Consider the following 21704-nt stretch of genomic DNA (forward strand, 5'->3'; position numbering starts at 1 on the left):
CAATGACAGAGGAAAACCGGTTGGACGAGGCCGAGCGCGCCGCGCTCGCCCGCCGCGCGGCCAAGCTGTTCTCGGGCCGGGTGGACTTCCTCCTCTCGGCGCCGCAGCTCAAGTTCCTGCCCGACCCTACGGTGCCGGAGATCGCCTTCTGCGGGCGCTCCAACGTCGGCAAGTCGAGCCTGCTCAACGCGCTGACCGGGCGCAAGGCAATCGCGCGCGCCTCGGTTACACCGGGGCGGACGCAGGAACTGAACTTCTTCGAAGTCGGCGAACCCACCCTGTTCCGGCTGGTCGACATGCCGGGTTACGGCTTCGCCAAGGCGCCGGTGAAGGTGGTCGACAAGTGGAAGGCGTTGGTCAACACCTACCTGCGCGGGCGCCAGGTGCTGCACCGCACGCTGGTGCTGGTCGACAGCCGCCACGGCCTGAAGGATGTCGACCGCGAAATGATGAAGATGCTCGATGCGGCGGCGGTCGGTTACCGGCTCGTGCTGACCAAGACCGACAAGATCAAGGCGAGCGATCTCGAGCGCGTTGCCGAGCAGACCGTGGAGGAGGCGCGCAAGCACCCGGCGGCCTTCCCCGAACTCCACCTGACCAGCGCCGAGAAAGGCATGGGCATCGAGCAATTGCGCGCCGCCGTGCTGCGCGACGCTGGGGTCTAGCAGACTTTTGCGAATTGCGGTTGCAAGCTGTCGACCGCAGAATGTTGCAGCCGGTTCCAGATATCGAGCGCGGCGATCTTGTACGCTTCGGCCAGCGTCGGGTAGTTGAAGCAGTTGTCCACCAGATAGCTCACCGTACCGCCAAGGCCGATCACCGCCTGGCCGATATGGATCAGCTCGCTCGCCCCTTCACCGATTATATGCGCGCCCAGCAGCTTGCCGCTGCCCTGCTCGCAGACGAGCTTGAGCATGCCGCAGTGCGAGCCCATGATGTGACCGCGCGAGGTCTCGCGGAAGCGGGCGATACCGCATTCATAGGCAATACCGCGCCGCCTCGCCTCCTGTTCGGTCAGCCCGACCGAGGACAGTTCGGGCACCGCATAGACGCCGTAAGGCAGGTTCGAATCCGCACAGGCGCAATCCTTGCCGAAAGCATGGCACGCCGCAGCCCGTCCCTGCTCCATCGAGGTGGAAGCAAGACTGGGGAAGCCGATCACATCGCCCGCCGCATAGATATGCGGCTGCGCGGTCTGGAACGTGCTGCGATCGACTTCGATCCGGCCCCGCGCGTCGGCGGTCAGCCCCGCCTTGGCCAGGTCGAGGCTGCCGGTCGCGCCGATGCGGCCAGCGGTGAACAGCACCGTTTCGGCGCTGACCAGTCGCCCGTCGGCGAGGACGCACACCGGTTCATCGCGTTCGTTGAACACCACGTGGCGCACCGAGGCACCGAGCCGCAAATCGACCCCCCGATCGCGCATCAGATAGACCAGATGGTCGACGATATCGCGGTCCATGAAATCGAGCAGGCTGTCGCGCGGCTCGATCAGCGTAACGGGCACATCCATCGCACTGAAGATCGTGGCATACTCGATCCCGATCACCCCCGCGCCGACCACCACCAGGCTGCGCGGCAGGCGCGGCGAGAGGATGAAGCGATCGCTGTCGACCACGCTGGTGCCGTTGAACGGGATGTTGTCCGGGTGGTAGGGCGTGGTTCCGACCCCGATCAGGATTTTCTCCGCTTCGATGATCTCGGTGATGCGCTGGTCGCCGACCTCGCGGTCGACCGCAAGCCGGTGCGGCGATTCGAACCGCGCCCGACCGACCAGATGCTTGACCCCGTTGCGGGTGAACTGGTGCTCAAGCACATCGACTTCGTGCGCGATGGTCTTGTCGAGACGGACGGCCAGGTCCTCCGACCGGATGTCCTGCCGCGCGCGATACCCTTGGCCGTAGAAGCCGCGCTCGCGCCAGCCGGACAGGTTCAGCGCGGTTTCGCGCAGGGTCTTCGAGGGGATCGTCCCGGTGTGCAGCGACACCCCGCCCAGCTTCTTGCGGTCGTCGATCACCAGCACCGACTGGCCGAGCTTGGCCGCCTGGATCGCAGCGCGCCGCCCGGCCGGCCCGCTGCCGATCACCACGAAATCAAATTGCGCCATCGTCGATGCCCTTCCCTTCAGGAACAGGAACGCCCACAGCGACAAGAGTTTAAGTGGCGGTGGCAGGAGCTGGATCGATCCCCGACGAGTTCCCGATGCTCCTTCCGTTCAGCCTCGACAGTATGGGGATGAACGCCTAACGCGGCGGCATTCCGACTCGCGTGGCAAGGTGGCAAGGCGCATGAAGCTCATCATCGGCAACAAGAATTACTCCAGCTGGTCGCTGCGCGGCTGGCTCGCGGTCAAGCAATCGGGCCTGCATTTCGAGGAAATCACCGTCCCGATGTTCGGCGAACAGTGGGAAGAGACCAAGCACGCGGTGCAAGGTACCATGCCGAGCCATGGGAAGGTGCCGATCCTGTGGGACGGCGAGACCGTGGTGTGGGACAGCCTCGCCATCCTCGAATATTGCGCCGACAAGGTCGGGCGCGACCGGTTCTGGCCCAAGGACGATACCGCGCGCGGGATGGCCCGGTCGATGGTAGCGGAAATGCACAGCAGCTTCGCCGCGCTGCGCCGCGAATGCCCGATGAACATCCGCAAGACCTTCGAGGGGGTGACCATAACCGACGACGCGCGCGCCGATACGGTGCGCGTGCTCCAGCTGTGGGCGGAAGCTCGTGCGCGCTTCGGCCAGGGCGGGCCGTTCCTGTTCGGGACCTTCAGCGCGGCGGATGTGTTCTACGCCCCGGTGGTCTCACGCTTCCGCAGCTACGAGTTCAAGCTGCCCGGCTTCGCCGAGGCCTATATGGAAGCGCTGTGGGACCACGAATGGATGCAGCAATGGATTGCCGGCGCAGAGGACGAGCAATGGGTAATCGAACAATACGAGACTACGCCGCAGGGATAGTCGGCGCGATCCTGCTGGCGCTGGTCGCATTGCTCCCGTCGCAGGCGCTGGCCTGGGGCGAGTACGGGCACCGTACCACCGCCGAGATTGCGCTGGCCAATGTGAAGCCGGAAACCCGCGCCGCGATCGCGCGACTGCTGCGCCACGAGCGCGAGATCGGCACCCCCGATTGCGACCTGAAAAGCCTGCCCGATGCCGCCGTATGGCCCGATTGCGTGCGCCGCGAGGGCTGGCGCTGGGGCTATACCGCCGCCTGGCATTACCAGACCGCGCCGGTGTGCGAGCCCTATAACGTCCGCACCAATTGCAGCGGCGGCAATTGCGTCAGCGCGCAGATCGAGCGCAATCTGCGGATCGTGGCGGACGAGAGCCTGCCTGGCAATGTCCGGCTGGAAGCGCTCGCCTTCCTCGTCCATTTCGTCGGCGATATCCACATGCCGCTCCATTCGGGCGACAAGGACGATCGCGGGGGGAACGACAATGTCACCGCCTATGGCATCGTGCCGGGTCGCAACCTCCATTCGATCTGGGACAGCGCGCTGGCCGAACGCGCGATTTCTTCGGCCGACCCGCCACTGGTGCGCCGCTACTCCCCCGCCGAGCGTGCCGCCATCGCCACTGGCGGACCGGAGGACTGGGGGCGCGAAAGCTGGCAGACCGCGCGCGATTTCGTCTATCCCAATGCCTTCGACGTCGCGCCGTGCGACGGGGACCTGCCAGATGAAGCCGCGTTGACGCAGGAGGATATCGTCGCGGCGATTCCCGTCTCGCAAGGGCGGGTGCAGCAGGCGGGCCTGAGGATGGCGCGGCTGCTCGACGAGGCCTTCGCGCCGGGTCCGCTCGCGGTTGAGGAGCGGCGGCGCTAACCGATTGCGCTGGCCACGAACCACGCCGCAACGCCCACCATTGCAAGTGCTAGTGCCCGGCGGACGAACTTCGCCCGCCCCGGTTCGAGCAGCACCGGCCGGATCGATGCCGCGCCGAAGATCAGCAGGAAATGGACCGCCGTCGCGATTGCCACGCTGATCAGCGCCAGCGTGATGGCCTGCCGAATCGTCGGCGCGCCACCGGCGACGAATTGCGGCGCGACGGCAAGGAAGAACAGCGCCGCCTTGGGGTTGAACAGGTTGATCGCGAAACCGGCCAGGAAGTGCCGCCCAGGTGCTTCGCGCGGAACCGAGGCTGGCGAGGTCTCGCCGCTTGCGCGCCATGCCTCCCACGCGAGATAGAGCATCATCGCCGCGCCTGCGAAACCGACGAAGCTGGCGGCCTGCGGCAAGGCGGCGAGAAGCGCACTCGCCCCGACCGCCGAGAGCAGCCCGTTGGCGAGCAGCCCCAGCGCGACCCCGCCGATCGCCGCCAGCCCTGCCTTGCGCCCCTCGCCCAGCACCAGCGCGACCAGCCACGCCATATTGGGGCCGGGCGTCAGCTCGATCAGGAGGACGGCCAAGGCGAAACCGGTCAGGTCCATCGCGCGCCAGGCAGTCTCACGGGATGCGCTTCGCCGGGTACCGGCTGCCGTCCTTGCGGGCATAGCCGTCGGGATCGAACACCATGTCGATATCGGGATATTCGCCGCTGTCATCCGCACTCGCGCCGCCGCTGATCGCCACGAACACGCAGTCAGAATCGGAACGGTTGTGGAGCCGGTGGCCGTTCTCGACGCCCGCCGCCCAGGACAGCACATCGCCGGGGCCGACGGGGGTTTCGCCCTCGTCCTCGATCAGTACCGCTTCGCCCACCAGCATCACCACCAGCTCGTCCTGCCCGCGATGCCAGTGCCGTTGCGAAGAGAAGGCACCAGGTTTGAGCACGACGTGGCTCGCCCCGAGCTTCGTCAGCCCGGCGGCAGGGGCGAGGCGGCGGTACCAGCGCCCTTCCACATCGGCATCGAAGGGCTCAGGGTACCCCGTGGCATTGGTCTGCGGGATGGCATCGAGATCGAGCTTGGGCATGGTGTGCGTTCTCCGGCTGGTCAGCGCCTCGCTGCTGCTTTAGTCCCAAGCCGATGAGCGACGCCATAGAGATTGCCGAAAAACTGATCGCCGCCCCCAGCGTGACCCCGGCGACGGGACTTGTGTTCGACGTGCTGGAGGAGATGCTCGCGCCGCTTGGCTTCGAGGTGCATCGCATGACGCGCGGCGATGGCACGACCGGCAGCGACGAGGCTCCGGTCGAGAACCTGTTCGCCATCCGCCAGGGACCCGCCGGTTCGAAGCATTTCGCCTTTGCCGGGCATCTCGACGTCGTCCCGCCGGGCAATGGCTGGACCAGCGCCCCTTTCGCGCCCGAGCGGTGCGGCGACCTTCTCTATGGCCGCGGCGCGGTCGATATGAAGGGGGCGATCGCCTGCATGGTCGAGGCAGCCCGCCACGTGCCGCAGGATGCGGGCACCATCAGCTTCATCATCACCGGCGACGAGGAAGGCCCCGCGCTCCACGGCACCCGCGCGCTGATCGATTTCATGCGCGCCGAGGGCCACCAGCCCGACCTGTGCCTCGTCGGTGAGCCCACCTCGGTCAATCGCCTCGGCGACATGATGAAGATCGGGCGGCGCGGTTCTGTCAATATCTGGCTCGAGGTGGCGGGGGTGCAAGGCCACGTCGCCTATCCGCACCTGGCAGACAATCCGGTCCCGAAACTGGTCGCGATGCTGGCGGAGCTCGATGCTTTGGTGCTCGACGAAGGCACCGACTGGTTCCAGCCGTCCAACCTCGAAATCACCGATCTCGAAGTCGGCAATCCGGCGCATAATGTGATTCCGGAAAAGGCCAAGGCGCGCCTCTCGATCCGCTTCAACGACCGGCATTCGGGCGCTTCGCTGTCCGAACTGGTCGCCGCCATCGCCCGGAAACACGGAGGCTCCGCGCTGCCGATTGTCTCGGGCGAGCCTTTCCTCACCCCGCCGGGCACCTTCTCGCAGATCATCGCCGACGCGGTGTTGGCGGAGACGGGGATCATTCCCGAACCCTCGACCACGGGTGGCACCTCCGATGCGCGATTCCTGCGCAGCGTCTGCCCGGTGATCGAATTCGGCCTGTGCAACGCAACCATGCACAAGCGCGACGAAGCGGTGGCCATGGCGGATCTGGAAACCCTGAGCCGCATCTACGCCCGGATTGCCCAGGCCGCGCTCGATTCCTGATCTAACCGTCTCCCCGGGCTCGGCCCCGGCTTGAGGGCCGTAGTGACGGACGTGGGTTGTGCTGTGAGTCTGCTTCCAATCCCTGCGCGAATTCCCTAGCGTCGCCCGCAAAGATTTGAGGGGTCTGAGAGATGTTTCGAGCCTGGTTCGCAATTCCACTGTGGCAGCGCGTCGTCGGCGCGCTGGTGCTCGGCGTTATCACCGGCTGGCTGTGGGGGCCGGATGCGGAGAGTATCAAGTGGATCGGCGATTTCTTCATCAGGTCGATCAAGATGCTGGTGGTACCGCTGATCTTCTTCAGCCTGGTCGCCGGGGTCGCGGCGATCGGCGACTTGCGCAAGCTCGGCGCGGTCGGCGGGCGGGCGATGCTGCTGTTCCTCGTCACCGGTCAGATCGCGGTGTGGCTCGGTCTCGCGCTCGGCACGCTGGCGACCAATTTCCAGCTGTTCCCGACCCGCGAGACGCTCGGCACACCGACCACGCCCACGCCCGAGCCCAATCCTACCACCGCCATCGACATGATCCTCTCGATCGTGCCCGAAAGCCCGGTGCAGGTGATGGCCGATGTCGCAGTGCTGCCGCTGATCGTGTTCAGCCTGTTGATCGGCATCGGCATCCTGATGGCGGGCAAGGACGGCGAGCCGGTGCAGAAGATTTTCGATAGCGGCTCGATCGTGATGCAGAAGGTGACGATGATCGTCATGGAGCTGACCCCCTTCGGCGTGTTCGCGCTGATGGCCTGGGTCGCCGGGACGATGGGATGGGAAGCCCTCAAGGCGCTGAGCTGGCTGGTGATCTTCAACTATGTCGGCTGCCTGCTGATCATCGGGGTGATGTATTCGGCGATGATCAAGTTCCTCGCCAAGCTGCCGGTGATCGATTTCTTCCGCGGCATCGTCGATGCGATGGCGGTCAGCTACTCGACCGCCAGCTCCAACGCGACGCTGCCGGTTACGCTGCGCTGTGCGGAGCGCAACCTCGGCATATCGAACTCGGTCGCGAGCTTCGTGATCAGCCTCGGCGCGACGGTGAACATGAACGGCACCGCGATGTATCTCGGCCTCGCGACGCTGTTCGGGGCGCAGATTTTCGGGGTCGACCTCAGCTGGGGGCAGTATTTCCTCATCTCGATCCTCGCCACCCTCGGCGCGATTGGCGCGGCGGGCATTCCGGGAGCGGGGCTGATCATGATGGCGCTGGTATTCGGCGCGGTCGGCGTGCCGCTGGAAACCATCGCCTTCGTCGCCGGTGTGGACCGGATCATGGACATGATGCGCACCACCACCAACGTTTCGGGCGATGCAGCAGTGGCGACGACCGTGGCAGTGATGACGGGCGAGATCGACCGGGCGGAGATGGTTTCGGCAGATGATGTTTGATGCGCTGGCTGGTTATAACCGTGGTAGCAACGGCATCGGTGATCTGGCTTCTCGCAGGCTATGTTACGTGTTTCGACTATGACGATTGCCTTGGAGCACTGCGCCAATTCGGGGCGCGCGATGTGGGTTTATTCGAAGGGACGCAAGCGGAGTGCGCAACGAAGCGTGAGACCATGAGATTCGTTCTCCTTGCGGGTCCAGTTGTAGTCGCTCTCTTACTTGGGTTTCGCCTTTCGAGCCGACGCAAGAAACGGCCAAGCTAGTCACCGTCCTTTCGGCTCCTCCAGCACCATCCCTGTCATCCCCGCGAAGGCGGGGATCCAGTCGGGACCAGCGGCACAAATCCGAAATCCTCCGCCAGGTCGCGCCAGGTCGGGTTGGTCTCTTCGATCAAACGCAGCTTCCATGTGCGGTTCCACTTCTTGAGCTGCTTTTCGCGCAAGATTGCCTCTTCGATATCGTCATGGGGTTCGAACCAGACCAGCGACTTGACGCCGTGCTTCCTTGTGAATCCGCCGAGGATGCCTTCGCGATGCTGCGCGATGCGTTGCAAGAGATTCGAAGTGACACCGATGTAGAGCGTGCCGTTGCGGCGCGATGCGACGATGTAGACGCATGGGGCGAATTCGTGCTGCATCGAGAGGTTGCTACTGGATTCCCGCCTTCGCGGGAATGACATGGTGGATGGTGGGCCTACCGGACATCACCGCCGCTTTGGCACCTCCAGCAACTTCTTCCGATAGCTGCACAGATCCGCCACCTTGCACCGCCAGCATTCGGGCGCGCGTGCCTTGCACACATAGCGGCCGTGCAGGATCAGCCAGTGGTGCGCGCCGAGTCGGAACGGGGCTGGGACGCGCTTTTCCAGCTTCGCCTCGACCTGTTCGGGCGTCTTGCCCTTGGCGAGGCCGGTGCGGTTGCCGACGCGGAAGATGTGGGTGTCGACCGCGAAGGTCTCCTGCCCGAACCAGCAGTTCAATACGACATTGGCGGTCTTGCGGCCCACGCCGGGCAAGCGGATGAGGTCTTCGCGCCTGTCTGGCACTGCGCCGCCATATTCGTCGACCAAAAGCTGGCTCAAAGCGATGACGTTCTTCGCCTTGGAATTGAACAGGCCGATGGTCTTGATGTGCTCGCGCAGCCCCTCTTCGCCGAGGTCGAGCATCTGCTGCGGGGTTTGGACCTTGGCGAACAGCGCGCGCGTCGCCTTGTTCACGCCGACATCGGTCGCCTGCGCACTGAGCGCAACCGCCACCACCAGCTGGTAGCAATTGCCGTATTCGAGCTCGGTCTCCGGCTCGGGATTGTCCTCCGCCAGCCTGCGGAAGAATTCGAAGATCTGGTCGCGGGTCACGGCTTGGGATTGCTGGTGCGCTGCAGCGCAGCGATCTTCGCCTCGACCGCTTCGTCGACCTGGTCGAGCCGTTCGAGATGCGCCCGCATTTCCTCGATCCGCTGGTCGCGGCGGCGCTGCATCGCTTCGGAGAAGGCGGCGGCGATGATCCCGGTCGGCATGGCGACCAGCGCGATGCCTGACAGCGCCACGAACGAGGCGAAGACCTTGCCCAGCGGGGTGATCGGGAAGGCGTCGCCGTACCCCACCGTGGTCAGGGTGATGACCGCCCACCACAGCGCGCGCGGGATGCTGCCGAACTGCTCGGGCTGGATATCACCTTCGGTGAGGTACAGCGCGGTCGCGCCGAACAGCAGCAGCATGCCCGCAAGCACCAAGGTGACGAGCAGATCGTCGCCGCGATCCTTTACCGCGCCCCAGACCTCGCCCAGCGCGCGCGAGAAGCGGCCGAATTTCATCACCGCGATGACCCGCAGCAGGCGGATTGTGCGCAGCACGGAGGAATGGGAAACGAACAGCGGCAGCAGCGAGGCGATGACCACCGCCAGATCGATCAGCCCGAGCGGCGAGCGGATGAAGCGCCACCGCTTGACCCAGTCCCCCTCCGGCCCCGGGTTTTCCGCCGCAGCGTAAATGCGGGCGAGGTATTCGGCGAGGAAGATGGCGCCGAACACTGCCTCGGCGACAAGCAACTCGTAGTGCCATTTGTCATGCAGCTCGGCCTCGGTCGAGAGGACTGCGGTGAACACCGCGAGCAGGATGATCGCCACCAGCAGCTTGTTGAGCAGCGTCAGCCGCCCGTCGAACTCCGCGCCGGTGAACAGCTGGTGGTGGAGATATTTGCGCAAGCCCCCCTGCTCCCCCTCACCGCAGCCAGCGGATCATGTTGGGATAGGTCGGCACCCCGGCGGCGAGCGCGCGCATCAGGTCGAGCTCGGCCATGCCCAGCGCGGCGAGCCCGTCGGCCCCCTCGAACCGGCCGAGCGCGTAGCATTTGGCGGCGAATTCATAGCTGCCCTTGTAGCCTTCGGGGTGGAACAGCTGGCGCAGGCCGACGTCGCATTGCTTCGCCGCGGCATAGGACCAGGCGATCGCCATATATTCTTCCGTCTGGTCGGGCTCGAGCGCGCCCAGCGTCGCGCGCCGGGCGGGATCGGTCACCGCGATATGCCCGCCTTCGTGGAGCAGATCGCCCGGCCACACCGGGGTTGCGGGGTCGATCACCACCGTACCATCGGCGATGATGAAGCCGTCGACCGGCTGGTCCATGTCCTCGCCCTGCCGCAGCCGGACGGGGATGCCCACTTCGGCCAGGAAAGCGAGGCAGCGCGCGCCCGCGGCTTCGCCGCCGCCTTCCTCACGCCAGAGGCAATCGCTGGCGGAAACCGCGCTCATAGCCCGAGCACGTCTTCCATCCGGTAGCGCGCCGGGGGCTGGCCGATCAGCCAGCTTGCGCCCCGCACCGCGCCGCGTGCGAATATGCTGCGGTTCTCCGCGCTGTGCGACAGGATGATGCGCTCGTCCTCCCCCGCCAGGATCACGCTGTGCTCGCCCGCCACGGTCCCGCCGCGCAGCGCAGCGAAGCCGATCGCGCCCTTCGCGCGGGCGCCGGTATGACCGTCCCGACCGCTCTCGCTCTGCGCGGCGAGATCGATCCCCCGCCCGCGCGCCGCCGCTTCGCCAAGCAGCTTCGCGGTGCCGGAAGGGGCATCCACCTTCATCCGGTGGTGCATTTCGACGATTTCGATGTCCCACTCGTTGCCCAGCCGGCTCGCCGCCTGCTGCACCAGATGGGCGAGCAGCGTCACCCCGAGCGAGGTGTTGCCCGTCTGGAGCACCGGCACCGCACGTGCCGCGCCGTCGATCGCGGCGAAGTGGCGTTCCTCCAGCCCGGTTGTGCCGACAAGGATCGGAATTCCTGCCCCGATCGCGGCGTGAAGGTTGCTCTCGAGCGCGGAAGGGGCGGAGAAATCGACCAGCGCGTCGCTGCGGTCGGCGAGGCCAGCAACATCGCCGCCCTTGTCGACCCCGCCTGAGAGTTCGTGCCCGGCGGCGGCAATCGCTTGCGCCAGCGCATGCCCCATGCGCCCTTCGCTGCCGATAATCCCGATCTTGGCCAAACCCGCTCTCACCCGTCATGCCGAACTTGTTTCGGCATCCATCTGCCCGCACAGTGCAGTTGGCGCGAAACGCGGAATGGACCCTGAAACAAGTTCAGGGTGACGGCAAGGGGGCGCAATGTCAGGGGTTCGCAATATCGTCATCCTCACCGGCGCGGGAATCTCCGCCGAAAGCGGGATCGACACCTTCCGTGACGCCGGCGGGCTGTGGGAACAGCACCGGGTGGAGGATGTCGCCACGCCCGAAGGTTTCGCGCGCGATCCGAACCTGGTGCTCAATTTCTACGACATGCGGCGCGCAGCATTGAACACGGTGGTCCCGAACCGGGCGCATGAGGCGCTGGCGCGGCTCGAGCGCGCGTTCGGCGGGGAGTTGCTGATCGTCACCCAGAACGTCGATGATCTCCACGAACGCGCGGGGGCAAGCCAAGTGCTGCACATGCATGGCGAATTGAAGAGCGCGTTGTGCACGAGCTGCGGGATGCGAAGCGCGTGGGATGCCCCGATGATAGATCGCCCGCCCTGCCCGGTGTGCCGCGCGCCGACCCTGCGCCCCGATGTCGTGTGGTTCGGCGAGATGCCCTATCAGATGGACCGCATCTACGCCGCGCTGCGCCGGGCGGACCTGTGCGTCAGCATCGGCACCTCGGGCGCAGTCTATCCGGCGGCAGGCTTCGTCCGCGACGCGCGCGAGCTGGGCGTTCGGACGCTCGAACTCAATCTCGAACGCAGCGAAGGCTCGCACTGGTTCCACGAGAGCCGGCAGGGGCGGGCAGGGGAACTGGTCCCTGCGTGGGTGGAGGAGGTGTTGGGCGGTCGTCACATCTAATATACGTATTCCAGACTCAAATGAGGATCAGGAGGCGAATAGTGCTCCCCGGAAATCACGTACTTTAGCGAGGGGCGATCGGAACCAAACGCACCATAGGAACCAGAAATAAGCCATCCTGCTTTCCGATTGATGCAATCCATCGCAAGATTTTCCTGCACGGTTTCCGGAGAGAAGACCTGTACTTCGGCATCGAATGCCGGCCTCCATTGCCATGCGATTCCTTCCAGTCCGTTCTCTTCCGCGCATGCTTCGACGCTTGAAAAAAAATATGAGGATCTCAGTTCATATTCGAAAGCCTTGAGTATCAGCAGCGCTAACAAACAAAGCATGACTGCGGCTAGGACGAGCTTCGGCTTTCTGGACTCCTGATAACTCATGCGTCAGTACAACACCCCTTGCAATGCGGGTCTTTCACTACGCGGAAGCAGCGCATTTCGGGTTTGAGCCCATCGAGCATGTGTACGGTTCCCCATCGCGGATTGCCCAGCGCGGCCTTGCCTTCGAGCGGCACACGCACCGCCTGCATTGCCGCGAAGCTGCCGGCCCAGCCGGCCATCGCGCCGAGCATGCCGTCGTCGGCGCAAGTGTCGCAATCGTTGTTGTCGAAGGCGTCGCCGACGAAGCAGCGGTAGCACGGCTGGTCCGCCAAGTGCCCGGCAAAGGCCGCGACCTGGCCCTGGAAGCGTCCGACCGCGGCGCTGAGCAGCGGGATGCCGAGCGCGACGCAAGCGTCCGACACGGCGAGCCGGGTGGCGAAATTGTCCGTCCCGTCGAGCACCAGTTGCGAACCTTCGAGCAGGGTGGGTGCATTTGCGCGCGATATCCGGTCGTCGCGCACCTCGACCTCGATCGCGCTGTCGAAATTCGCCAGCCAGCGGCGCGCGGCGACCGCCTTGGCGTGGCCGACATCGCGCTGGGTGTAGATCGTCTGGCGCTGGAGGTTGGACAATTCGACATCGCCATCGTCGATCAGCGTCAGCCGCCCCACCCCTGCTCCGGCGAGATATTGCAGCACCGGCGATCCGATTCCGCCGAGCCCGACCAGCGTCACCTGCGCCTCAGCCAGCGCGACCTGCCCCGCGCCGCCTATCTCGGGCACGATGATCTGCCGCTGGAAGCGGTCGAGGCGTTCCTCGCCCAGCCGGGTCATTCGCCGGTCCGCTCGCGGCGGAAGCCGTGCATGCCGTTCCACCACTGCGCCGCAACCACCGCGCCCTTGGCCGGCTGGAGCAGGCCGAGCATCATGACGAGCGCCAGCGGGATGACGATCAGCGCCATTTGCCAGGCCGACAGCGCGAAATCGAGCGCCAGCATGATGATCAGCGGCGCCATCAGGTGCCCGGTGACGAAGATCGCAAGATAGGCCGGAAAATCGTCGGTCTGCTGCGGGGTGAGGTCGAGCGCGCAGGCGCTGCATGCCGCTTCGGGCTTGAGCCAGCGGTAGAACAAGCGCCCCTCGCCGCAGCGCGGGCAACGGCAGCGCAGCCCGCGTAGCACGGCGAACCAGAAGCTGGCGGGCAGGGCAGGTGCTCCGTTGCTTTCCATGTCTCCGCCCTTAGGCGGCGCGCGGCGAGGCTGTCGACAGCTTTGTGGGAAAGCTGGCGACCACCGGTTCACATTGGGTGGAACGGTAGCGGAAAACTCAGCTCTCGAGCTGGCGCAGCAGGCTGCGCACGTCGCCGTCCATGTCGGCATCGCGCTGGCGCAAATCCTCGATCAGGCGCACCGCGTGGATCACGGTCGAGTGGTCGCGCCCGCCGAACTTGCGACCGATCTCAGGATAGCTGCGCGGGGTCAGCACCTTCGAGAGATACATCGCCACCTGCCGCGGACGGACCACCGCACGCGCGCGCCGTTTGGAGGACATCTCGCTGCGGTCGATGCGGTAGAACTGGCACACGGTGCGCTGGATCTCGTCGATCGTGATCCGGCGGCGGTTGGCCGAGAGGATATCGGTCAGCTGGTCTTCGGCGAGGCCGAGGCTGACTTCCTGCCCGGTCAGCTGGGCATAGGCGATCAGCTTGTTGAGCCCGCCGACCAGTTCGCGCACATTGCGGGTGATGGTGCGGGCGAGGAACTCGATGACATCCTCGGGCACTTCGAGCGGAGCGAACTTGGTCAGCTTGGATTCGAGGATCTTGCGCCGCAGCTCGATGTCGGCGGCCTGGATATCGGCGACGAGACCCATGCTGAGGCGGCTGAGCAGGCGCGGCTCGACCCCGTCGAGCGCTTGCGGCGCGCGGTCGGCAGCGAACACCAGCCGCTTGCCTTCGGCGAGCAGGGCATCGATCGTGTAGAGCAGCTCTTCCTGTGCGCTCGCCTTGCCGATGATGAACTGGATATCGTCCACCAGCAGCAGGTCGAAACTGCGCAGCCGCGACTTGAACTCGATCATCTGGCCCGCTTTGAGTGCCTGGACGAACTCAACCATGAAGCGCTCGGCGCTGCAGTAGAAAATGCGCGCGCGCGGATGCGCCCCGAGATAGGAATGGCCGATCGCGTGAAGCAGGTGGGTCTTGCCCTGCCCGGTCGCCGCCTTGAGGTAGAGCGGTGAGAACTGCGGCTGTTCGGTCGCCGCCATGCGCTGGGCGGCGTTGCAGCCGAGGACGTTGGTCTCGCCGGTCACGAAGGAGGCAAAGGTCAGCATCGGGTCGAGCCCGATGGGCGAGCTGAATCCGGCATCGCTGATGTGGGCGGCGCCGATCGCGATCATGCTGGTGTCGCCGCCATCGTTGGCCGGGCGGCGCCCGTCAGCCAGATTGATGTCGGGCAGCTTGCGGCGGCCGGGATGGACCTGGATGCGCACATTGCGTACCTCGCCGCGCGCAATCTTCCACGCCAGCGAAAGCCGGTCGGCAAAGCGGTCCTGCACCCAGTTGGCGCTGAATTCGGTCGGCAGATAGAGGTCAAGCGTGCCGGTCTCGCGGCACAGGCCGCCGACCTGGATCGGCTTGATCCACTGGCTGTGCAGCTGATGCCCCAGATCCTTGCGGAGACCCTGGCTGATGTCGGCCCAATCGGCAGCCAGGTTTACCGCTTCCAGATCTTCCATCTCGTTCCCGCCGCTTTTCCGCTTCGCAGAATTCGCGAAGCCATTCTTGTCTGCCATTACCTCAACAACCCCTTGGTCCGGCGGTGCCCGCCGTGTCTTTATGTCCCCTGTCGCAGACATGCTTCGCAACCCGCCGGAATCGCTGAAACGGCGCCGTGTCTGTCGACCAATCCTGTAAGAGCGCCGGCCGTCCAAGCCCGGTGCGGAGACTGTCTTAGGAGCCACCCGCGATGAGTCGCAAGTGGGGATACTGCAAAAAATCTGAAATAAAACGATTGACAGGCCGCAAGCCCGCAGCGGTGCGTTTAACACGCTGTTTACTAGGAATATTTGCCCTCAAACCCCGCGACTCGGCAGACTTCCTAGGGTTTTGCGCCGGTCACATCGCTTACGCGCGAACGTAACAAAAAAGCCGGCGTGATCCACGCCGGCTTTTTGCCATCCGATCGGCCCGGAGACGGGCCATGACCGGCGAATCAGAGCGCTGCGACTCGCTTTGTGAGGCGCGACATTTTGCGCGAAGCGGTGTTCTTGTGCAGCACGCCGCGAGCGACACCGCGCGCGAGTTCGGGCTGGGCCGCCTTGAGTGCGTCGGCAGCGGTCTGCTTGTCGCCGCCTTCGATCGCAGCTTCGACCTTCTTCACGAAGTTGCGGATGCGGCTCATGCGCGCGCCGTTGATCGTCGCGCGGTTGGTGTTGCGACGGATGCGCTTCTTGGCTTGCGGCGTATTGGCCATGTTCGTCCTTGTGTCTCGCTGGCTCTTGAGGGCCGCCTTGCAGCGGCCGAGCGTCAACTCGATTTGTTAGCAGATACGGCGATTCCTCGCCGGAAAGCGGCGCACATAGTCAGGCACCCCCGAATCGTCAAGCGAAACCAACTTACCTTTGGCAGACCGGGCAGAACCAGGTGCTGCGCCCGCCTTGGACGACCCTCCGGATCATTCCCCCGTCGCCGCGATGGCACGCCGCGTCCTCGCGCCCGTAGACGTCGAAGCGGGTCGCGAAATAGCCCAGCTCGCCGTCGGGCCGGGCGTAATCGCGCAAGGAGGAGCCGCCGTCTTCGATCGACTGCGTCAGCACGTCGCGGATCGCCGGGACCAGCCGCGCGAGTGCAGGCTTCGAGACCTTTCCCGCCGCCTTGCGCGGGTCGATCCCGGCACGCCACAGCGCCTCGCAGACATAGATATTGCCGAGTCCCGCGATCACCGACTGGTCGAGCAGCATCAGCTTGATCGCCTGCTTGCGCCCGGCCAGCGCGGCTTTCAGATGCGCCGCCGAGAGGTCGTCCCCGAGCGGCTCAGGCCCCATGCGGAGGAAGCCCGGCCATTGCGGCAAGGCATCGCTGGCAACCAGGTCGACCCAGCCGAACCGACGCGGATCGCACAAGGCGAAGCGGTGCGCCCGGGTTTCGATCACGAAGTGGTCGTGCTTGTCTTCCGTCTCGGGATCGATCCGCCAGCGCCCGCTCATCCCGAGATGGAAGATCAGCGTCTGCGCTCGGTCGGTATGGATCAGCCCGTATTTCGCACGCCGGCCGAGCCCGGTGACCCGCGCGCCGGTGAGCATCTGCACCAGTTCGGGCGGAAACGGCCTGCGCATGTCGGGCCGGTTGACCCGCGCGCGGACGATCGTCTCCCCGTCGAGGAAACGGGCCAGCCCGCGCACGGTGGTTTCGACTTCGGGAAGTTCGGGCATTGTGTGGCGTCTGTTCGTGTCCAGCTGTGCTGGCCACTGCGCCCGGCACCGGCCCGCTCCCCCGCCCAGCCACCCGATAGCCTGCTGGGGACCATATCGGGTGGCTGGGCGGGGGAGCGGGCCGGTGCCGCTGCAAGCATCGCGCCGAAGGTGCGATGCGGACCATGCATTTCGATTCCTCTTAACACCCTTTGCCCGCCCGGCAATTCCCACTAAGGCCCGCGCCATGAGCGAGAAAGTATCCTTCGGCTACGAAGACATCGACCCGGCGGAAAAGACCGAGCGGGTCGGCGCGGTGTTTTCCAGCGTGGCGGCGAAATACGACATCATGAACGATGCCATGTCGGGCGGGATGCACCGGCTGTGGAAGGACCGCTTCGTGCGCCGGGTCAAACCGCAGCCGGGCGAGGCGATCCTCGACATGGCGGGTGGGACGGGCGACATCGCCTTCCGCATGGCGGCGCGCGGGGCGGACGTCACCGTGTCGGACATCAACCAGGACATGCTCGACGTCGGGATCGAACGCGCGATGGATCGCGGGATCGATAGCCTCGTCTGGTCGCGCCAGAACGCCGAGGAGCTGAGCTTCTCCAGCCGCATTTTCGACGCCTACACCATCGTCTTCGGCATCCGCAACGTGACCCATATCGACAAGGCATTGCGCGAAGCTCACCGCGTTCTGAAGCACGGCGGGCGGTTCTATTGCATGGAATTCAGCACCACCACCTGGCCCGGGTTCAAGGAAGTCTACGATGTCTATTCGCACAAGCTGATGCCCAAGATGGGCAAGGCGATCGCGGGCGACGAGGAAAGCTACCGCTACCTCGCCGAATCGATCCGCCGCTTTCCGAAGATGGCTGAGTTCGAAGCGATGATCCGGCAGGCAGGCTTTGCCAACACGCGGGTCGAGCCGATCCTCGGCGGCGCCGTGGCCATCCATTCCGGGTGGAAAATCTGATCGGATGACCCGCCCCGCGACGCATATCTGGCGGCTCTTGAAGTGGGGCCGGTCGCTCGCGCGGCACGGGGCTCTGCGCGGGATCGAGAACGATCCCAACACGCCCCCGCCGGTCAAGCGCCTCGCGCGGATCGCCCGCTTCGGCACGATCCAGCCGGCCGTCCCCGACTATGCCGCCGCCTTCCGCGAGATCGGCCCGGCAGCGATCAAGCTCGGCCAGTCGCTGGCGACGCGGCCCGATCTGGTCGGCGATGTCGCGGTGCTCAACCTGCTCAGCCTGCAGGACGATCTGCCGCCGGTCGCGCTCGACAGCATCCGGTCGGTAATCGAATCGAGCTTCGGCCAGCCACTCGAGAACCTCTATGCCTCGTTCGACCCGCAGCCGGTCGGCGCGGCATCGATCGCGCAGGTCCACCGTGCGGTCACCACAGAAGGCCGGCAGGTCGCGGTCAAGGTGCTGCGCCCCGGCATCCGCGAGAAGTTCGCCCGGGATCTCGAAACCTATCACTGGGCCGCCGCGCATCTCGAGGCGATGGGCGGCGAGGCGAAACGCTTGCGCCCGCGCCTCACCATCGCCAATTTCGAACGCTGGACCAATCGCGAGCTGGACCTGCGGCGCGAGGCTGCTTCCGCCAGCGAACTGGCCGATGCGATGCGTGCGATCGACGGCTACGAGGTCCCCGCGATCGACTGGGACCGGACCAACGGCAAGGTGATGACGGTCGACTGGGTCGACGGGATCAAGATCAGCAAGCGCGAGGAGCTGATCGCGGCGGGGCACGACCTGCCCGACCTCGCGCAGCGGCTGGTACTGGCATTCCTCAACCAGGCGATCAGCGCCGGCTTCTTCCACGCCGATATGCACCAGGGGAACCTGTTCGTGAAGGCGGACGGGACCATCGTCGCGATCGATTTCGGGATCATGGGCCGGATCAACCGGCAAGCGCGGATGTGGCTGGCGGAGATTCTCTACGGCCTGACCACCGGCAACTACAAGCGCGTGGCGGAAATCCATTTCGAGGCGCAATATGTGCCGAGCTATCACAATGTCGACGAATTCGCGACGGCACTGCGCGCGGTGGGCGAGCCGATGCGCGGCAAGCCGGTGAGCGAGCTCAGCGTCGGCCAGATGCTCGACGGGCTGTTCGCGATCACCCGCGATTTCGACATGCAGACCCAGCCGCACCTGCTGCTGCTGCAAAAGACCATGGTGATGGTCGAAGGCATCGCCACCCAGCTCAATCCCGAGATCAATATGTGGGACGTTTCCGCACCCTATGTCCGCGACTGGATCCGCGACGAGCTGGGGCCGGAAGCCGCTATCGCCGACCGCATCCGCACCGACACCGAGACGCTGCTGCGCATCCCCGAACTCGTCCGCCGGATCGAAGACCGCTTCCCGCCCAAGGGCGGCGCCCCCGAACCTCCGCCGCTGCCGCATGTCGAACTGATGTGGGACAAGCGCGAGCGGGAAGGGCGCGGGTGGCTGGGATACGTCTTTGCTGCGGCTGCCGGGGCCGGCGCGGTGGCAGGTGCGCTGGCGCTGGGGTGGCTGGGGTAAGGCTCAGCTCCCCCGGTGCGGCAGAACACGGCTGGCGATCAGGAGAACGATCACGCAGGTCGCCTCGACCGTCATCGGCAGCCAGAAGCCCTCGGTCGTACCGTCGGCGAAAATGCTGATCGTGCGGCCCAATAGTGCAATTCCGAACAGCGCTGCGGGAATCAGCAGGATGGTGCCGTTGCGATACCATGCGCCGCCGATCATGCACACAGCAGCGACGACGAAGAAGGCGGTCATGTCCGCCCGGATCGCGGCGAGGCCGGTGCTGTTCAGCGCCTTGATTCCGAAGCCTTCGGCGTTGGTCGCAGGGTCGATCAAAAAGCCGATCCCGGTGATCAGGAAGAACAGCCCGCCTACGAAAATCAGTGCTGTAAGGACCAGTCGCATGCCATTCTCCCCTAGATATGTGAGCCGGAGTTTAAGCGCCGGTAAGCATGATGCACCAGCGAAATCGTAACCAAACCGTCGCAGGGCTGGCGGCCTTGCGAGGCGCGCGCTAGGCTGCGGGCCATGGTTAACCGGGGTAAGCGAACAATGCCTGTTTTCTGCAATCGGGCCATCGCCGCAAGGGCGCATAGCGCATGAGTGAAGCGGTTTCTCCGCGCATCCTGCTGGTGGTTGGCGGCGGTATCGCGGCCTATAAGGCGTGCGAGCTGGTCCGGCTGATCCGCAAGGGCGGCGGCTCGGTCACTTGCGTGGTGACCGAAGGCGGGCAGCAGTTCGTCACCCCGATGGCGCTCGCGGCGCTGAGCGAGAACCGGGTCTACACCACGCTGTGGGACCTCAAGAACGAAGCCGAAATGGGGCATATCCAGCTCAGCCGTGAGGCGGATCTGGTGGTGGTGTGTCCGGCGACGGCCGACCTGCTCGCCAAGATGACCGCAGGAATCGCGGATGACCTCGCGACCACGCTGATCCTCGCGACCGACAAGCCAGTGATGGTGGTTCCGGCGATGAACGTGCGGATGTGGCAGCACGAAGCGACCCAGCGCAATGTCGCCTGGCTGGCGCAGGCCGGGGTGCAGGTGATCGACCCCGACACCGGCCCGATGGCCTGCGGTGAATTCGGTCCCGGCCGTCTGCCTGATCCGGAGGTCATCTGGGCCGAGATCGCAGCGCATTTCGGCATCGCCGCCGATTGCGAACCAGCCGAGCGGCACGAGCTCTACGAAGCGCTCGAGCCGGAAGAAGAGGTAGTCCCGCACAAGAGCAGCAGCGGGCTCGGGGGACTGCTCTCCTCGCTTATTGCCCGCACCACGCCCAAGCGGAGCGAAGAAGACCTTGAGGCGCAGTGGCAGGAGGTTGCGGAAAGGGAACAGCCCGACGAGGCGCAAGAAATGCCGCTTCCTGCCGATGCCGGCCCGGTAATGGCAATCAAGGGCAGCGCCCGCGCTGCGCCGCCGACCGATCCCGACGCAATCAACCACACGGTCTCGACCGGAGCCGGCAATGCCGCGCCGCAGCCGATGGCGGGCGATGTGCGGCCAGCAGTCGTCCGCTATTCGGACTTCGACCCGCTCGAAGGCCAGCCCGATTTCGACACCGATATCGAGCACCGCCCGCTCTACGGCAGGCATGTGCTGGTCACCGCCGGGCCGACGCACGAGCCGATCGATCCGGTGCGCTATCTTGCCAACCGGTCGAGCGGGAAGCAGGGTTTCGCCATCGCCGCCGCCGCCGCCGCGCAAGGCGCGCGGGTGACGCTGGTGGCGGGGCCAGTGCATCTCGACACGCCGCCCGGGGTCGACCGGATCGATGTCGAATCCGCACGCGAAATGGCCGACGAGGTGAAGAAGGCGCTGCCGGTCGATGTCGCGATCATGGCCGCTGCGGTCGCCGACTGGCGGACCAAGGATTACCACGGCGAGAAGGTGAAGAAGCGCGGCTCGGCCCCGCCCGCTCTGATGCTGACCGAAAATCCGGACATCCTCGCCAACGTCGCCTCGGGCGGCAAGCGGCCTAAACTGCTGATCGGTTTCGCCGCCGAAACCGAGGACGTGATCGCCAATGCCCAGACCAAGCTCAAGCGCAAGGGGGTGGACTGGATCGTCGCCAATGACGTATCGGGCGATGTGATGGGCGGCGCGGCCAACACGGTGCATATCGTCACCGGGAGCAGCGTCGAACATCTCGACACAATGCCCAAGCAGGAAGTCGCCCGGCAATTGATCGACCGTGTGGCCAAGGCGCTGGAGACTATCGACGATGACTGACCCGATCCCCGTGCAGGTGAAACGACTGGCGCATGGGGAGGGACTGGAATTGCCGCACTACGCCACCGGCGGCTCTGCGGGGATGGATGTCGTTTCCGCCGAGGACATCGTGCTCGAACCCGGCATGCGGCATGCGGTGGCAACCGGCCTCGCGATGGCGATACCGCACGGTTACGAAATACAGGTCCGCCCGCGTTCGGGCCTCGCGCTCAAGCACGGGGTCTCGGTGCCCAACACCCCCGGCACGATCGACAGCGACTATCGCGGCGAGCTCAAGATCATCCTGATCAACCACGGCGCGGAAGCCTTCCCGATCCGGCGCGGCGAGCGCGTGGCGCAGCTGGTGGTCGCGCCGGTGACGCAGGCGGTGTGGGATGAGGTCGGGGAGCTCGATTCGACCGCGCGCGGCGAGGGCGGCTTCGGCTCGACGGGGCGCTAATC

Annotated in this window: 25 protein-coding genes; 10 read left to right on the plus strand and 15 right to left on the minus strand. The window is 65.5% G+C overall.

The features are described 5' to 3' along the window. The first annotated feature begins 2 nt into the window (after window positions 1-2). The gene (yihA, locus tag NSO95_RS01675) at window positions 3-665 is read left to right on the plus strand and encodes a ribosome biogenesis GTP-binding protein YihA/YsxC (protein WP_257594403.1); all 663 of its coding nucleotides are present in this window, start codon (window positions 3-5) and stop codon (window positions 663-665) included. Here the strand turns inward: yihA and sthA are convergent. Then, entirely contained in the window at window positions 662-2104 is a 1443-nt protein-coding gene (gene sthA, locus NSO95_RS01680; RefSeq protein WP_257594404.1) for a Si-specific NAD(P)(+) transhydrogenase, read from the minus strand. The two genes, yihA and sthA, sit on opposite strands and share 4 nt — an antisense overlap. A 181-nt stretch (window positions 2105-2285) precedes the next feature. On the opposite strand from sthA, the gene NSO95_RS01685 reads away from it, so the two are divergent. After that, window positions 2286-2954 carry a glutathione S-transferase family protein gene (locus tag NSO95_RS01685; protein ID WP_257594405.1) on the plus strand — a complete coding sequence of 223 codons (669 nt, stop codon included), beginning with the start codon at window positions 2286-2288 and terminating at the stop codon, window positions 2952-2954. Continuing rightward, complete coding sequence (locus NSO95_RS01690) at window positions 2915-3820, plus strand: S1/P1 nuclease (RefSeq protein ID WP_257594406.1); 906 nt, start codon at window positions 2915-2917, stop codon at window positions 3818-3820. Before NSO95_RS01685 ends, NSO95_RS01690 begins: the two co-directional genes overlap by 40 nt. Here NSO95_RS01690 and NSO95_RS01695 read toward each other — a convergent pair. Further along, complete coding sequence (locus NSO95_RS01695; RefSeq protein WP_257594407.1) at window positions 3817-4425, minus strand: LysE family translocator; 609 nt, start codon at window positions 4423-4425, stop codon at window positions 3817-3819. The two genes, NSO95_RS01690 and NSO95_RS01695, sit on opposite strands and share 4 nt — an antisense overlap. Before the next feature lie 16 nt (window positions 4426-4441). After that, window positions 4442-4909 (minus strand): cupin domain-containing protein, encoded by a 468-nt coding sequence (locus NSO95_RS01700; RefSeq protein WP_257594408.1) that lies wholly within the window; start codon window positions 4907-4909, stop codon window positions 4442-4444. A gap of 53 nt (window positions 4910-4962) precedes the next feature. On the opposite strand from NSO95_RS01700, the gene dapE reads away from it, so the two are divergent. Both dapE and NSO95_RS01710 read left to right on the plus strand, forming a co-directional pair. Continuing rightward, window positions 4963-6099 (plus strand): succinyl-diaminopimelate desuccinylase, encoded by a 1137-nt coding sequence (dapE, locus tag NSO95_RS01705; RefSeq protein WP_257594409.1) that lies wholly within the window; start codon window positions 4963-4965, stop codon window positions 6097-6099. 131 nt (window positions 6100-6230) lie between these two features. Next, window positions 6231-7478, plus strand: coding sequence for a dicarboxylate/amino acid:cation symporter (locus NSO95_RS01710; RefSeq protein ID WP_257594410.1), 1248 nt, complete (start codon window positions 6231-6233; stop codon window positions 7476-7478). Between the two features lie 298 nt (window positions 7479-7776). Here the strand turns inward: NSO95_RS01710 and NSO95_RS01715 are convergent, their stop codons facing one another. The 5 genes from NSO95_RS01715 to dapB form a co-directional block, all read right to left on the minus strand. Further along, window positions 7777-8115 carry a GIY-YIG nuclease family protein gene (locus NSO95_RS01715; RefSeq protein ID WP_257594411.1) on the minus strand — a complete coding sequence of 113 codons (339 nt, stop codon included), beginning with the start codon at window positions 8113-8115 and terminating at the stop codon, window positions 7777-7779. Between the two features lie 66 nt (window positions 8116-8181). Beyond that, window positions 8182-8832, minus strand: coding sequence for an endonuclease III (nth, locus tag NSO95_RS01720; RefSeq protein WP_257594412.1), 651 nt, complete (start codon window positions 8830-8832; stop codon window positions 8182-8184). Beyond that, complete coding sequence (locus tag NSO95_RS01725) at window positions 8829-9680, minus strand: ion transporter (RefSeq protein WP_257594413.1); 852 nt, start codon at window positions 9678-9680, stop codon at window positions 8829-8831. The genes nth and NSO95_RS01725 overlap by 4 nt, the downstream gene beginning before the upstream one ends. A gap of 16 nt (window positions 9681-9696) precedes the next feature. Further along, complete coding sequence (locus NSO95_RS01730) at window positions 9697-10227, minus strand: hypothetical protein (RefSeq protein ID WP_257594414.1); 531 nt, start codon at window positions 10225-10227, stop codon at window positions 9697-9699. Next, the gene (gene dapB / locus NSO95_RS01735) at window positions 10224-10952 is read right to left on the minus strand and encodes a 4-hydroxy-tetrahydrodipicolinate reductase (RefSeq protein ID WP_257594415.1); all 729 of its coding nucleotides are present in this window, start codon (window positions 10950-10952) and stop codon (window positions 10224-10226) included. Before dapB ends, NSO95_RS01730 begins: the two co-directional genes overlap by 4 nt. Window positions 10953-11070: 118 nt before the next feature. On the opposite strand from dapB, the gene NSO95_RS01740 reads away from it, so the two are divergent. Continuing rightward, window positions 11071-11781: an NAD-dependent deacylase gene (locus NSO95_RS01740; RefSeq protein ID WP_257594416.1), complete on the plus strand. Its 711-nt coding sequence runs from the start codon at window positions 11071-11073 to the stop codon at window positions 11779-11781. Here the strand turns inward: NSO95_RS01740 and NSO95_RS01745 are convergent. From NSO95_RS01745 to mutM, 6 genes are all read right to left on the minus strand, one after another. Beyond that, on the minus strand, window positions 11778-12161 hold the full coding sequence (locus NSO95_RS01745; RefSeq protein WP_257594417.1) for a hypothetical protein: 384 nt from the start codon (window positions 12159-12161) through the stop codon (window positions 11778-11780). The genes NSO95_RS01740 and NSO95_RS01745 overlap by 4 nt on opposite strands. Then, window positions 12158-12934 (minus strand): HesA/MoeB/ThiF family protein, encoded by a 777-nt coding sequence (locus NSO95_RS01750; RefSeq protein ID WP_257594418.1) that lies wholly within the window; start codon window positions 12932-12934, stop codon window positions 12158-12160. The genes NSO95_RS01745 and NSO95_RS01750 overlap by 4 nt, the downstream gene beginning before the upstream one ends. Further along, window positions 12931-13329 carry a DUF983 domain-containing protein gene (locus NSO95_RS01755; RefSeq protein ID WP_257594419.1) on the minus strand — a complete coding sequence of 133 codons (399 nt, stop codon included), beginning with the start codon at window positions 13327-13329 and terminating at the stop codon, window positions 12931-12933. Before NSO95_RS01755 ends, NSO95_RS01750 begins: the two co-directional genes overlap by 4 nt. A gap of 97 nt (window positions 13330-13426) precedes the next feature. Further along, window positions 13427-14893 carry a chromosomal replication initiator protein DnaA gene (gene dnaA / locus NSO95_RS01760; protein WP_257594420.1) on the minus strand — a complete coding sequence of 489 codons (1467 nt, stop codon included), beginning with the start codon at window positions 14891-14893 and terminating at the stop codon, window positions 13427-13429. Between the two features lie 419 nt (window positions 14894-15312). Beyond that, window positions 15313-15573 carry a 30S ribosomal protein S20 gene (rpsT, locus tag NSO95_RS01765; RefSeq protein ID WP_257594421.1) on the minus strand — a complete coding sequence of 87 codons (261 nt, stop codon included), beginning with the start codon at window positions 15571-15573 and terminating at the stop codon, window positions 15313-15315. Between the two features lie 142 nt (window positions 15574-15715). After that, a complete protein-coding gene (gene mutM, locus NSO95_RS01770; protein WP_257594422.1) occupies window positions 15716-16531 on the minus strand; it encodes a bifunctional DNA-formamidopyrimidine glycosylase/DNA-(apurinic or apyrimidinic site) lyase in 816 nt (271 codons plus the stop codon). Between the two features lie 226 nt (window positions 16532-16757). On the opposite strand from mutM, the gene NSO95_RS01775 reads away from it, so the two are divergent. After that, window positions 16758-17489, plus strand: coding sequence for a class I SAM-dependent methyltransferase (locus NSO95_RS01775; RefSeq protein WP_257594423.1), 732 nt, complete (start codon window positions 16758-16760; stop codon window positions 17487-17489). Between the two features lie 4 nt (window positions 17490-17493). Continuing rightward, window positions 17494-19050 carry a 2-polyprenylphenol 6-hydroxylase gene (ubiB, locus tag NSO95_RS01780; RefSeq protein WP_257594424.1) on the plus strand — a complete coding sequence of 519 codons (1557 nt, stop codon included), beginning with the start codon at window positions 17494-17496 and terminating at the stop codon, window positions 19048-19050. Window positions 19051-19053: 3 nt separating this feature from the next. Here ubiB and NSO95_RS01785 read toward each other — a convergent pair whose 3' ends face one another. Then, on the minus strand, window positions 19054-19437 hold the full coding sequence (locus tag NSO95_RS01785; protein WP_257594425.1) for a DUF4345 family protein: 384 nt from the start codon (window positions 19435-19437) through the stop codon (window positions 19054-19056). Between the two features lie 194 nt (window positions 19438-19631). On the opposite strand from NSO95_RS01785, the gene NSO95_RS01790 reads away from it, so the two are divergent. Both NSO95_RS01790 and dut read left to right on the plus strand, forming a co-directional pair. Next, window positions 19632-21263 carry a bifunctional phosphopantothenoylcysteine decarboxylase/phosphopantothenate synthase gene (locus NSO95_RS01790; RefSeq protein WP_257594426.1) on the plus strand — a complete coding sequence of 544 codons (1632 nt, stop codon included), beginning with the start codon at window positions 19632-19634 and terminating at the stop codon, window positions 21261-21263. Beyond that, window positions 21256-21702 carry a dUTP diphosphatase gene (gene dut / locus NSO95_RS01795; RefSeq protein WP_257594427.1) on the plus strand — a complete coding sequence of 149 codons (447 nt, stop codon included), beginning with the start codon at window positions 21256-21258 and terminating at the stop codon, window positions 21700-21702. Before NSO95_RS01790 ends, dut begins: the two co-directional genes overlap by 8 nt. The last annotated feature ends 2 nt before the right edge of the window (window positions 21703-21704 follow it).

It is taken from the genome of Parerythrobacter lacustris (genome assembly GCF_024626475.1).
Classification (GTDB): Bacteria; Pseudomonadota; Alphaproteobacteria; order Sphingomonadales; family Sphingomonadaceae; genus Parerythrobacter_A; species Parerythrobacter_A lacustris.